Consider the following 13,157-nt stretch of genomic DNA (forward strand, 5'->3'; position numbering starts at 1 on the left):
CGGCAAGGCCCCGCAAGATGCTGCTTCTGATCGACAACTATGACAGCTTCACCTACAACCTCGTCCATTATCTGGGCGAGTTGGGGGCGGATGTCGTTGTGAAACGCAACGATGCGCTGGATGTGCAGGCCGTTCTGGCCCTGCGCCCCGAATGTATCGTCCTCTCCCCCGGCCCCTGCGATCCCGCACAGGCAGGCATCTGCCTGCCGCTGACAACAGCGGCCTATGAGGCGCGGATTCCCCTGCTCGGCGTCTGTCTCGGCCATCAGACGATTGGTGAGGCGTTCGGCGGCAAGGTCATCCGCTGCCATGAAATCGTCCATGGCAAGATGGGCAACATGCACCATGCGGGCAAAGGCATGTTCCGCGGCCTGCCCTCCCCGTTTCAGGCCACCCGCTATCATTCGCTGATCGTGGAACGCGAAACGCTGCCCGATTGCCTTGAAGTGACGGCATGGCTCGAGGATGGCACGATCATGGGCCTGCGCCACAAGGATCGGCTGATCGAAGGCGTGCAGTTCCACCCCGAAAGCATCGCCTCCGAACACGGCCATCAGCTTTTGCGTAACTTTCTGGATGAGGCAAAAGCCGCATCCCGCGTGCCGGCATGAGCGATGTGCTGCGCCCCCTGATCGGCCTTGCCGCCGAACGCCCGCTGACCCGGGCCGAAGCGGAAACCGCGTTCGAGGCGTTGTTCAACGGCGAAGGCACGCCCGCCCAGATGGGCGGCTTCCTGATGGCACTGCGCACGCGGGGCGAAACGGTCGATGAATTTGCCGCCGCCGCCACGGTGATGCGCGCCAAATGCCACAAGGTCACAGCGCCTGCCGGTGCGATGGATATCGTCGGCACCGGGGGCGATGGCAAAGGCACGTTGAACATCTCCACCGCTGCGGCCTTTGTGGTGGCGGGCGCGGGCGTGCCAGTTGCCAAGCACGGCAATCGCAACCTGTCGTCGAAATCCGGCTCTGCCGATGCGCTTACCGAACTGGGCCTAAACGTCATGGTCGGCCCTGAAGTGGTGGAACGTTGTTTGTCCGAGGCCGGGATCGGCTTCATGATGGCCCCCATGCACCACCCTGCCATGCGCCATGTCGGCCCCGTGCGGATGGAGCTGGGAACACGGACCATCTTCAACATCCTCGGCCCCCTGACCAATCCGGCAGGCGCGAAACGGCAATTGACCGGGGCCTTCACCGCCCGGCTGATCCGGCCGATGGCGGAAACGCTGCTTGCGCTGGGGTCGGAAAAGGCATGGCTGGTCCATGGCGGCGATGGCACGGATGAGCTTGCAATCTCCGCCCGGTCACAGGTGGCAGCCCTGGAAAACGGGGCCGTGCGCGAATTTGACATCGGCCCCGAAGATGCAGGCCTGCCCTATCACCCGTTCGAGCATATCCTCGGCGGCAGCCCTGCCGAAAACGCCGCCGCCTTCCGCGCGCTCTTGGATGGTGCAACCGGGGCTTACCGCGATGCCGTGCTGTTCAACGCTGCCGCAGCGCTGGTCGTGGCCGACCGTGCCGCTACCCTGACCGAAGGGGTGGATATCGCCCGCGCCTCCATCGACAGCGGGGCTGCCAAGGCCAAGGTCGCCGCGCTAGCCCGCATCACCTCGGCGGGCTAAGCCCCGCGCCCTTCCCTTCCCTGTCGCCAAAGGTTAGTCCTTTCGCATGAGCACCATTCTCGACCGTATCAAGACCTACAAACTGGAAGAGATTGCCGCCCGCAAGGCGCAGCGATCCTTGCAGGATCTGGAAGAGGCGGCCAACGCTGCCCCCACGCCGCGCGGCTTCACCCGCGCCCTGACCGAGGCTGCGCATTCGGGCTATGGCCTGATCGCCGAAATCAAGAAGGCCAGCCCCTCCAAGGGTCTGATCCGCGCGGATTTCGACCCGCCTGCGCTTGCCCGCGCCTATGAGGCAGGGGGGGCCACCTGCCTTTCGGTCCTGACTGACACGCCCAGCTTTCAGGGGGCCGACGAATACCTGACCCAGGCGCATCAGGCGACCAACCTGCCCTGCCTGCGCAAGGATTTCGTCTACGATCCCTATCAGATCGTCGAAGCGCGCGGCCTGCATGCCGATTGCATCCTGCTGATCATGGCCTCGCTGACCGACAGTCAGGCCGCGGAACTGGAAGATTGCGCCATCGCATGGGGCATGGATGTGCTGATCGAGGTGCATGATCAGGCCGAACTGGAACGCGCCGCGCGGCTCAAATCGCCGCTGATCGGGATCAACAACCGCAACCTCCACACGTTTGAGGTGACGCTGGATACCACCCGCAACCTTGCACGTCGCGTGCCAGAGGATCGGCTGATCGTATCGGAAAGCGGCCTTTATACCCCCGCCGATCTGGCCGACATCGCCCGCTTCGGCGCGCGCTGCTTCCTGATCGGCGAAAGCCTGATGCGGCAAAAGGATGTGGAAGCTGCCACCCGCGCCATCCTCGCCCGCCCGCTGACCGGGCAGAGATAAGGCAATGTCCGACAGCCCGCTCACCCATTTCGACGACAAGGGCCACGCCCATATGGTCGATGTTTCGGCCAAACCGGTGACAGACCGTGTCGCCGTGGCCGAAGGGCGGGTGGTGATGACGGCCGAAACACTGGCGTTGATCGTCGAAGGGCGCGCGAAAAAGGGCGATGTGCTGGGCGTGGCCCGCCTTGCCGGGATCATGGCGGCCAAGCGCACCGCAGATCTGATCCCGCTCTGCCACCCCCTGCCCATCACCAAGGTCGCGCTGGACCTGACCCCCGACCCCGCCCTTCCCGGCATCCACGTGCAGGCCACCGTCAAGACAGGCGGCCAGACCGGGGTAGAGATGGAGGCGCTGACAGCCGTCTCCGTCGCGTGTCTCACGATCTATGACATGCTGAAAGCGGCTGAGAAGGGCATGCAGATCAACGGTATCCGCCTTGTTCTGAAGGATGGCGGAAAATCCGGGCGCTATGAGGCCGCACAATCCGGGGTTGGCGCATGATCTCGGTCGATGAGGCGCTTGCGCGCTGCTTCGCCCTTGTCGCACAGCTGGATGTTGAAACCGTGCCGCTGCGCCAGGCCGCTGGCCGCGTCATGGCCCGCCCCGCCATCGCCCGCCGCGACCAGCCGCCCTTTGCCGCCTCGGCCATGGATGGCTATGCCCTGCAAGGCGACCCTGCCCCCGGCGACCGCTTTACCCTGATCGGCGAGGCCGGCGCTGGCCATGCCTTTCACGGGGCCGTGGGCCACGGCCAGACCGTCCGCATCTTTACCGGCGCCCCTATCCCCGAAGGTGCCACCCGCGTGGTGATCCAAGAAGATGTAGAGGCTGACGGCACCACCATCACCATTCGCCCCAATGCCGACACCGGCACCCACATCCGCCCTCTCGGCCAGGATTTCCGCGCAGGGGCCGCGCTTTCACCCCGCCGCCTGCGCCCCAACGACCTTGCGCTCATCGCCGCGATGAACCTTCCCGAGGTAACGGTCACCCGCCGCCCCGTCATCGCCATCATCCCCACTGGCGATGAACTGGTCATCCCCGGCGAAGACCCGCGTGCCGATCAGATCATCGCGTCAAACAGCTATGCCCTCGCCGCGATGGTAGAGGCCGAAGGGGCCGAGGCCCGCCTCCTGCCCATCGCCCGCGATACCGAGGCGGAATTGTTCACCGTCCTGTCCATGACCGAAGGCGCCGATCTCATCGTCACCATCGGCGGCGCATCGGTGGGCGATCATGATCTTGTCGGCCGCGTGGCCGAAAGCATGGGGATGGAACGCGCCTTCTACAAAATCGCCATGCGCCCCGGCAAACCCCTGATGGCGGGCCGGTTGCGCGGCATCCCGATGCTGGGCTTGCCCGGCAATCCCGTCTCCTCCATCGTCTGCGGGCATCTGTTCCTGCTTCCCATGGTCCGCGCCATGCTGGGCCTTGGCGAACACCCGCCCGCCACCCGGCGGGCCGTTCTCGCGCAGGACACCCCCGCCAACGGCCCCCGCACCCATTACATGCGCGCGCGCCTGTCCCCCGGCCCCGGCCTGCCGCAGATCACCCCCTTTGACAGGCAGGACAGCGCCCTCATCACCATCCTGACCGAGGCTGACGCCCTGCTGATCCGCCCCCTTGGCGATGGGCCCCAGCCTGCGGGAACCGAGGTGGATTTCCTGCCGCTCTGACCCGCATGATGAGAACGGGTTGACACAAAACAAGAACACTGGCAGAACATTGCACCAACACAGTCGCGTTGAGGTGGCACATGCTGACCCGTAAACAGCTTGAACTTCTGGATTTCATCAAGACCCGGATGGATGTGGACGGCGTTCCCCCGTCCTTCGACGAGATGAAAGAGGCGCTCGATCTGCGCTCCAAATCCGGCATCCACCGCCTGATCACCGCACTGGAAGAACGCGGCTTCATCCGCCGCCTTGCCCACCGCGCCCGCGCACTGGAAATCGTCAAACTGCCCGAGGCGATGGAAAAAGCCGGCTTCAAACCCCGCGTGATCGAAGGGACCAAACCCGAACAGCCCCGCGCCGCCTTGCCGGTTGAGGCGATCCATGCCATGGAACTGCCCGTCATGGGCCGCATCGCAGCTGGCGTCCCGATCGAGGCGATTGCCGAAATCTCCCACCACATCGCCGTGCCGGGGTCCATGCTTTCGGGCAAGGGTCACCATTACGCGCTGGAGGTGAAGGGCGACTCGATGATCGAAGCCGGGATCAACGACGGCGACATCGTGGTGATCCGCGAACAATCCACGGCCGAGAATGGCGATATCGTCGTAGCCTTGGTCGAGGAAGCCGAGGCCACGCTGAAACGCTTTCGCCGCCGTGGCGGCATGATTGCGCTGGAAGCGGCCAACCCGGCCTATGAAACCCGCGTCTTCCCTGATCACGCCGTTCGTGTGCAGGGCCGCCTTGTCGGGCTGATCCGCAGCTATTGATCCGGCAGCGCGACAGCCGGCAAGGATAGCCCCGCGACGACTGTCGTGGCGGACCATATCCGTCTGTCGCCCTGTGTGACCTGAACGCGCAGCCCTGAAGTGGCGTCCACGATGGCAATCGTGCCGCTTTGGTCCAGCAGGTCCGTGTCGATCAACAGACAGGGGCCTCTCCTCTCCGCCACCTCGTGAACAACCACCACCGCATGGCTCTGACAGGCCCCCGGTGGCGCCGTACCCCCCTTCGCCACCAGCAGCCCTGTCCGGCCCGCAAAGGGAAAGACCCGCCCGCCCTCGCCCTCAACGAACCCCGGTCGCCCCGCGGCAGCCTCCTGACCCGCCAGATCACCATCATTCTCCAGCCAGTTCGCCACCATGAACCCCGCCCCGCGCGCGGATGAAATCGCTCGCCCCTCCGGCCCCATCACCCCAACCATCCCCCCCGCGCCGATCAGAACCACGGGCCGCGCGGCCTGCGCCCAGATCACCAGCGCCGCCACCACTGCCACCCCGCCGCCCCAGCGCAGCCGCCCCGGCCACAACACCACCCAGCACAGCCCCAGCGTCAGCATCGGCAGCACCACAGCAGGCGGCGCGGGTATGGCGGTCACCGCCCCCTCCAGCGCGGCCACCTCATGCGCAACATACAGGATCCAGCGGCATCCCTGCTCCATCACCCATAGCGGCAACCCGGCAAGCCCGAATGGTGCCATCACCGCCGCCATCGCCCCGGCGGGCATCACCACCATCCCCATCACCGGCCCCGTCAGCAGGTTCGCCACCAGCCCATAATCCGTGAACCGGTTGAAATGCGCCGCCGCATAGGGGGCCGTCGCCACCCCGCCCAGTATCGATGACAACACCAGCGCCACCCCCATTTGCACCCAGCGCGGCCATTGCCCCGGCTCCAGCCGATCCGTCATCGCGGCAAAGCCTACGATCAGCGCCACGGTTGCGGCAAAGCTCATCTGAAACCCCGGTGACAGCAGCGCCTCGGGTTGCCATAGCAGCAGGATCATGCCCGCAATCGCCACTGACCGCAGCGTGATCGCCCGGCGGTCCAGCAGCACCGCCACCAGCATCACCGCCACCATGATGAAAGCACGCTCCGTCGCCACATTCGACCCCGACAGCGCCAGATAAAAGGCCGCCACCCCCAGCGACACAACCGCCGCCACCTTCTTGCTGTTGATCCGCAACGCCACCGGCGGCACCAACGCCAGCCCATAGCGCAACAGCGCAAAGACAAAGGCGATCAGGAAGGCCATGTTCATCCCGGAAATCGCAAGCAGATGCGCCAGGCTCGAATCCCGCAACGCCTCCACCGCCTCACGCGATAGGCCGGATCTGTCTCCCGTCAGCACGCCCGCCGCAAAGGCCCCGGCATCACCCGCAATCTCCGCCCGGATTGCAGCTGACAGAAAGGCGCGCAACCGCCCCACCCGCGCCTCACCCGGCGCGGGCTCCTGCCACAACAGCACCGGGTGGCGGGTATAGCCCACCGCGCCCAACCCTTCAAAGAACGCCATGCGGCGAAAATCAAAGGCCCCCGGTTCCACCGGCCCCTGCGGCGGCGACAGGAACGCCGTCGCCATCACCACCGATCCCGGCACCGGATCCAGCCAGCGCTGATCCCCCTGTAATGACAGCCGGATATGGGCCGGGGTGGCAGTGGGCGGCTCCTCCTCCAACCAGACCCGGTCCAAGGTGATCCGCAGCGCCCCCGCCTGTGACCGGTCCACCTCGACAATCCGGCCCGTCACCGCACCATAGAACTCCGCCTCCAATATCGGGGCCGCCACGAAATGGACCCGCAGGCCACAGGCCAGAAAACCACCCAGCACGCAGGCCGCAAAGAGGGCCAGCGGCTGAACCGGCTCCCACAGACGATGCAGCAGCCCAATCAGCGCAATACCGGCTCCGATCCCCGCATAGGCCCACAAACCCGGTTCCTCGCGCAGGCCGAACCAGACCCCGATGCCAATCCCAATCCCCACTGGCACAAAGGCGAACAGCTGCCCGCGCAGCCCGGCAAGGCCCAGCATCCCCTTGCCCGCCAAGGCACCCACCCCCACCACCTTGTTTCCCGCCCCGCGATTGCCTAGACAGGCCCCGACCCTATTCCCGCCTTGGTTTCCGAAAGGTTAATGCACGATGTGCGCCGATAAGCCTGTTGTCACCCGCTTCGCCCCCTCGCCCACCGGATACCTCCATATCGGCGGCGGGCGCACGGCGCTGTTCAACTGGCTTTACGCCCGCGGGCGCGGCGGCAAGTTCCTCTTGCGGATCGAAGACACCGATCGCGAACGCTCCACCCCCGCCGCGACCGAGGCGATCCTGCAAGGCCTGCGCTGGTTGGGCCTCGATTGGGATGGCGACGCCGTCAGCCAGTTCGAACAGCGTCACCGCCATGCCGAAGTGGCGCATGAAATGCTGGCGCGCGGCACGGCCTATAAGTGCTTTTCCACCGCCGAAGAAATCGCCGCCTTCCGCGCCGAAGCCGAGGCGAAGGGTGCCAGCTATGCCGTCTTCCTGTCGCCCTGGCGCGATGCCGACCCTGCCACCCATCCGGATGCCCCCTATGCCATTCGGATGCGCGCGCCCCGCACAGGTGAAACCGTGGTCGAAGATGCCGTTCAGGGTACCGTGCGCTTTGGCAATGACCAGTTGGATGACATGATCGTATTGCGATCCGATGGAACGCCCACCTACATGCTGGCCGTGGTGGTCGATGACCATGATATGGGCGTCACCCATGTGATCCGGGGCGATGACCACCTCAACAACGCGGCGCGCCAGCAAATGGTCTATGATGCCATGGGCTGGGATATCCCGGTCTGGGCGCATATCCCGCTGATCCACGGGCCGGATGGCAAGAAACTGTCCAAACGCCACGGCGCCACCGCTGTGGGCGATTATCAGGCGCAGGGCTACCCGGCGGCGGGCATGCGCAACTATCTGGCCCGTCTGGGCTGGGCGCATGGCGATGATGAGTTCTTCACAACCGCGCAGGCGACGGAATGGTTCGATCTGCCCGGCATTGGGCGGTCCCCCGCACGGCTGGATTTCAAGAAGCTGGAAAACATCTGCGGCCTGCACATTGCCGCCAGCGACGATGCTGCACTGCTGCATGAAATCGAAGGTTACCTTGCCGCCGCCGCCTTGCCTGCCCTGACAGGGGCGCAGCGCGACCTCCTGTCACGCGCGCTTTACTGCGTCAAGGAACGCGCGAAGACATTCCCGGAACTGCTTGAAAAAGCGCATTTTGCGCTGACCAGCCGCCCCATCGCGGCAGATGAGGCTGCGGCCAAGGCCCTCGATCCGGTATCCCGTGGTATACTGAAAATGTTGACGCCGCGACTGCAAAATGTTAGCTGGACGAAACAGGATTTGGAGCCGATCCTGAACGAAATCGCCACAGCCCACGGCATCGGATTCGGCAAACTCGCCGCGCCGCTGCGCACAGCCCTTGCGGGGCGGACTGCGACACCAAGCGTTTACGACATGATGCTAGTCATCGGTCGTGACGAAACGATCGCGCGGCTTGAGGATGCTGCGGGCTGAATGCCCCCCTCTGACGGCCGCCCCAATGCTACCAGCCGCATCGCCCTGCCCGGCGAGCGGAACAATGAGGGACGTTGAAAGATGGCCGACAGCAAGAAATCCGCAACCCTGACCCTGGACGGGAAAAGCTACGATCTTCCCATCCATTCCCCGACGCTCGGCCCGGATGTCCTCGACATCCGCAAACTCTATGCCGAGGCGGATGTCTTCACCTTTGACCCCGGCTTCACCTCCACCGCCGCTTGTGAAAGCGCGATCACCTATATCGATGGCGACAAGGGCGAATTGCTGCACCGTGGCTATCCGATCGAACAGCTGGCGGATAAATCCTCCTACCTCGAGCTTTGCTATCTGCTGCTTTACGCAGAACTGCCCACCGCCGCCCAACTGGCCGATTTCCGGGGCCGCGTGACGCGGCACACGATGGTGCATGAACAGATGCACTACTTCTTCCGCGGGTTCCGCCGTGACAGCCACCCGATGGCCACCATGGTGGGCGTCGTTGGCGCCATGTCAGCCTTCTATCACGACTCGCTGGATATCAACGATCCCTGGCAGCGCGAGGTTGCTGCGATCCGGATGATCGCAAAACTCCCCACCATCGCCGCGATGGCCTACAAATACTCCATCGGCCAGCCCTTCGTGTATCCGAAGAACAGCCTCGATTACGCGGGCAATTTCCTGCACATGTGCTTCTCTGTTCCGGCAGAGGATTACGTCGTCGATCCGGTCCTGTCCAAGGCGCTGGACCGCATCATGATGCTGCACGCCGACCATGAACAGAACGCCTCTACCTCCACCGTCCGTCTGGCCGGGTCTTCGGGGGCCAACCCGTTTGCCTGCGTTGCTGCCGGCATCGCCTGCCTCTGGGGCCCGGCGCATGGCGGGGCCAATCAGGCCTGTCTGGAAATGCTGCGCGAAATCGGCACCGTGGACCGCATTCCCGAATACATCCGCCGCGCCAAGGACAAGGATGATCCCTTCCGCCTGATGGGCTTTGGCCACCGCGTCTACAAGAACTTCGATCCTCGGGCCAAGGTGATGAAGGAATCCGCGGATGAGGTGCTGGGCCTGATGGGGATTGAAAACAACCCCACCCTGCAAGTCGCCAAGGAACTGGAACGGATCGCGCTGGAAGACGATTACTTCGTCTCCAAAAAGCTCTATCCCAACGTCGATTTCTATTCCGGCATCATCCTCGATGCGATGGGCTTCCCCACCGCTATGTTCACCCCGATCTTCGCGCTGTCGCGCACGGTGGGCTGGATCGCGCAGTGGAAAGAGATGATTGGCGAAAAGAACCAGAAGATCGGCCGCCCGCGCCAGCTTTACGTGGGCGAAACCAAGCGCGACTTCGTCGATCTGAAAAACCGCTGATAGATCAGAAATCTGCAGGAACGGCGGCCCTTTGGCCGCCGTTTTTCATGCACGGTTTCAGGCGCTGCGCCGCGTACCGTCCAGCGTCTGCACCGCGCCGTACAGATCGACCCGCCGGTCGCGAAACAGCCCCCAACTTCCGCGCAGCGCGGCAATCGCCTCCAGATCAAAGGTCGCCGTCAGCACCTCTTCCCGGTCGCGCGACGCCTTGGCCACCAGTTGCCCGGTCTGATCGGAAATGAAGGATGATCCGTAGAAGGTCACATCCACCCCTTCCGGCGCAGTTTCCGTACCGATCCGGTTCGACGCGATCACCGGCAGGATATTCGCCGCCGCATGGCCGCGCATCACCATTTCCCAATGCGGCTGGCTGTCATAGCCCGGCGCAGGCGGCTCTGATCCGATGGCCGTGGGGTACAGCAGCATCTCCGCCCCCATCAACGCCATCGCCCGCGCCGCTTCGGGGAACCACTGGTCCCAACAAATGCCCACACCAATCCGGCCATGGGCGGTTGACCACACCTTGAACCCCGTATCCCCGGGCGAGAAATAGTATTTCTCCTCATACCCCGGCCCCTGCGGGATATGGCTCTTGCGGTACAGGCCCAACATCGCGCCATCAGCATCGATCATGGCAACCGAATTGAAATGCGCCTGCCCCGCCTTCTCAAAGAACGAAAGCGGCAGCACCACCCCCAACTCTTTCGCCAGCGATTGAAACCGCGCCACCAGCGGATGCCCCTCCAACGGACGGGCCAGACGGAAATATTCCGCGCGTTCGGTGATGCAGAAATAGGGCGCCTCGAACAATTCTTGGATAAGCACCACCTGCGCGCCCTGCGCGGCGGCCTTCCGAACCAACGCCTCCGCCTTGTCGGCATTGGCGGGCAAATCCCAGCTACAGGCGAATTGCGTGGCGGCGACGGTGACTGTGGTCATGGGTTTCCTCCGGCTCGGGTTGCGGGCAGTTAACCCGCAGCCGGGGGCAAAGAAAAGCGCCCTACCCCGCCGCCTGCAACCAATGCCAGATGCGCTGCGGGGTAAAGGGCATGTCCACCCGCGTCACACCCTGCCCGGCCAGCGCATCGCGCACCGCATTGGAAATGGCCCCCAGCGCGCCCACTGTCCCCGCCTCGCCGCAGCCCTTCATCCCGAACGGGTTCAGCACCGATGGCACGGGCTCTGATGTGAAATCCATGAATGGCAGATCATCCGCTCGCGGCATGGCGTAATCCATGAAGCTTGCCGTCAGCAACTGTCCCGCCTCATCATGCACGGCCAGTTCCATGACCGCCTGCCCATAGCCCTGCGCCACCCCGCCATGCACCTGCCCGATGGCCAGTTCCGGCGCGATCAGCGTTCCGAAATCATCCACCACCGTATAGCGATCCAGCCGCAACGCCCCGGTTTCCGGATCAATTTCCACCTCGGCCAAATGCGCGCCATTGGGGAAAGACCGTCCCTCCAGCGTGATCGTCGCGGCATGGTCGCACAGGTCTTCGCGCCCCTTTTCCCGCGCCAACTCTGCCGCCTCGGCCAGCGTCAGCCGCAGGTTCGAACCCGCAGCGCCAAAAGTCAGGTCATCGAACCGCACTTCGCTCAGGCCCAGTTCCTCTTCCAGAAACGCGCCCAACCGCGCCACTGTCTGGATAACCGTGGCCCGCGTCGCCGTTCCCTGCACCGTCACCGATCGCGAACCGCCTGTCCCGCCACCGTTCGCGACCAGGTCGCTGTCACCCTGAACGATGCGGATCTTCTCCTCAGGCAGCCCGGTCATGCCCGCCGTCATCCGGGCATAAACCGTTTCATGCCCCTGCCCGTTCGATTGCGTGCCCACGTAAAGCGTCGCCCCACCATCCGGATCCAGCGTCAGCCGCGCGGTTTCCGACGGATCGCCAAGAATGGATTCGATATAGGTGGCCAGCCCCAGCCCCCGCAGCATCCCCTTGGCTTCACTCGCCGCCCGACGCGCAGCAAAGCCGGCAACATCGCCCTCCACCTCGGCCCGCGCCAGCACGCGATGGAAATCGCCCACGTCGATCACCTGATCCGTCACCGTCCGATAGGGGAAAGTGCGAATGAAATTCCTCCGCCGCAGATCGAACGGATCGGCCCCCAGCACGCGCGCGGCCTCATCCATCACCCGCTCAATGGTCAGAATCGCCTCAGGCCGCCCCGCGCCCCGATAGGCATCGACCGGCGCGGTGTTGGTAAACACCCCCAGCGCATTCAGCCAAGCATTGGGAATGTCGTAAAGCCCGGTCAGCACCTTGGAAAACAGTTCTGACTGGATCGCCTGCGCGAATTGCGAATTATAGGCCCCAAGGTTCGACAGCACCCGCACCCGATACCCGGTGATCCGCAGATCGGCATCAAACCCCATCTCTGCCTCTGCCACCAGATCGCGCCCGGCATTGTCAGTCAGCATCCCTTCGCCACGCTCGGAAATCCACCGCACCGGACGGCCCAGAATCCGCGCCGCCTGCGCGATGACCACGTATTCCGGATAGGTCATCGCCTTCATCCCGAACCCACCGCCGACATCCGGGTTGGTCACCCGCACGGCATCCGGGGCCAGCCCCAGCATCCGCGCCAGTTCTTTCTTCTGGGTCCAGACGCCCTGCCCGTTCACGCACAGATGCAGCTTTGCCCCGTCCCATTCCGCCCAGGCCGCGCGCGGCTCCATCGGGTTCACGATCACCCGGTTGTGCAGCACCTCCAGCCGCACGACATGCGCCGATGCCGCCAGCGCCGCGGCGGTTTCCGCCTCGCGCCCGATGCCATAGTCAAAGGCCAGATTCCCCGCCGCCTCTGGGTGGATCGCCGCGCCGCCGGGATGCAGCGACAGCGATACCGGCACCTCCTCCAGCGACAGGTCGATCAGTTCCGCCGCATCCCGCGCGGCATCCAGCGTATCGGCCACGATCATCGCCACCGCCTCGCCCACAAACCGCACCCGCCCTTCGGCCAACACCGGCCGTGCGGGGGCCGCGCCCTTGCTGCCATCGCGGTTGGGCACGCGGGTAAAGCGCATCCCCGTATCCACCCCGGCCGCGCGCAGATCCCCTGCCGTCAGCACCAGATGCACGCCCTGCGCACCACGGGCCGCCGCCACATCCAGCGCCGTGATATCCGCATGCGCGTGATCCGATCGCAGGAACCACGCCTGAAGCGCGCCTTTGGGCGCGATATCATCGACAAAGCGGCCCTGCCCGGTCAGGAAGCGGATATCTTCACGGCGACGGGCGGGTTGGGCTTGGCCGAATTTCATGGGGGGCTGTTCCTGTAAGGTGCA

Annotated in this window: 11 protein-coding genes; 8 read left to right on the forward strand and 3 right to left on the reverse strand. The window is 64.7% G+C overall.

The features are described from left to right. The first annotated feature begins 17 nt into the window (after nt 1-17). The 6 genes from RSE12_14945 (at nt 18) to lexA (ending at nt 4,924) form a co-directional block, all read left to right on the forward strand. Nucleotides 18-611, forward strand: coding sequence for an aminodeoxychorismate/anthranilate synthase component II (locus RSE12_14945; protein ID WRH61656.1), 594 nt, complete (start codon nt 18-20; stop codon nt 609-611). After that, entirely contained in the window at nt 608-1,624 is a 1,017-nt protein-coding gene (gene trpD, locus RSE12_14950) for an anthranilate phosphoribosyltransferase (GenBank protein ID WRH61657.1), read from the forward strand. Before RSE12_14945 ends, trpD begins: the two co-directional genes overlap by 4 nt. A gap of 46 nt (nt 1,625-1,670) precedes the next feature. Further along, nucleotides 1,671-2,477 carry an indole-3-glycerol phosphate synthase TrpC gene (gene trpC / locus RSE12_14955; protein ID WRH61658.1) on the forward strand — a complete coding sequence of 269 codons (807 nt, stop codon included), beginning with the start codon at nt 1,671-1,673 and terminating at the stop codon, nt 2,475-2,477. Nucleotides 2,478-2,481: 4 nt separating this feature from the next. Then, nucleotides 2,482-2,982 carry a cyclic pyranopterin monophosphate synthase MoaC gene (gene moaC / locus RSE12_14960; protein WRH61659.1) on the forward strand — a complete coding sequence of 167 codons (501 nt, stop codon included), beginning with the start codon at nt 2,482-2,484 and terminating at the stop codon, nt 2,980-2,982. Further along, nucleotides 2,979-4,157 (forward strand): molybdopterin molybdotransferase MoeA, encoded by a 1,179-nt coding sequence (locus tag RSE12_14965; GenBank protein WRH61660.1) that lies wholly within the window; start codon nt 2,979-2,981, stop codon nt 4,155-4,157. The genes moaC and RSE12_14965 overlap by 4 nt, the downstream gene beginning before the upstream one ends. A gap of 80 nt (nt 4,158-4,237) precedes the next feature. Then, nucleotides 4,238-4,924, forward strand: a complete 687-nt coding sequence (lexA, locus tag RSE12_14970) for a transcriptional repressor LexA (protein WRH61661.1) — start codon at nt 4,238-4,240, stop codon at nt 4,922-4,924. On the opposite strand, the gene RSE12_14975 is transcribed toward lexA, so the two are convergent. After that, nucleotides 4,918-6,990: a ComEC/Rec2 family competence protein gene (locus tag RSE12_14975; protein WRH61662.1), complete on the reverse strand. Its 2,073-nt coding sequence runs from the start codon at nt 6,988-6,990 to the stop codon at nt 4,918-4,920. The two genes, lexA and RSE12_14975, sit on opposite strands and share 7 nt — an antisense overlap. An 85-nt stretch (nt 6,991-7,075) precedes the next feature. On the opposite strand from RSE12_14975, the gene gltX reads away from it, so the two are divergent. Both gltX and gltA read left to right on the forward strand, forming a co-directional pair. Then, nucleotides 7,076-8,485, forward strand: coding sequence for a glutamate--tRNA ligase (gene gltX, locus RSE12_14980; protein WRH61663.1), 1,410 nt, complete (start codon nt 7,076-7,078; stop codon nt 8,483-8,485). Nucleotides 8,486-8,566: 81 nt separating this feature from the next. Further along, the gene (gene gltA / locus RSE12_14985; GenBank protein ID WRH61664.1) at nt 8,567-9,862 is read left to right on the forward strand and encodes a citrate synthase; all 1,296 of its coding nucleotides are present in this window, start codon (nt 8,567-8,569) and stop codon (nt 9,860-9,862) included. A 57-nt stretch (nt 9,863-9,919) separates the two neighbouring features. On the opposite strand, the gene aguB is transcribed toward gltA, so the two are convergent. Then, the gene (gene aguB, locus RSE12_14990; GenBank protein ID WRH61665.1) at nt 9,920-10,801 is read right to left on the reverse strand and encodes an N-carbamoylputrescine amidase; all 882 of its coding nucleotides are present in this window, start codon (nt 10,799-10,801) and stop codon (nt 9,920-9,922) included. Between the two features lie 61 nt (nt 10,802-10,862). Beyond that, complete coding sequence (locus RSE12_14995; GenBank protein WRH61666.1) at nt 10,863-13,133, reverse strand: xanthine dehydrogenase family protein molybdopterin-binding subunit; 2,271 nt, start codon at nt 13,131-13,133, stop codon at nt 10,863-10,865. Between the last annotated feature and the right edge of the window lie 24 nt (nt 13,134-13,157).

The organism is Fuscovulum sp. (assembly GCA_035192965.1).
GTDB lineage: Bacteria > Pseudomonadota > Alphaproteobacteria > Rhodobacterales > Rhodobacteraceae > Paragemmobacter.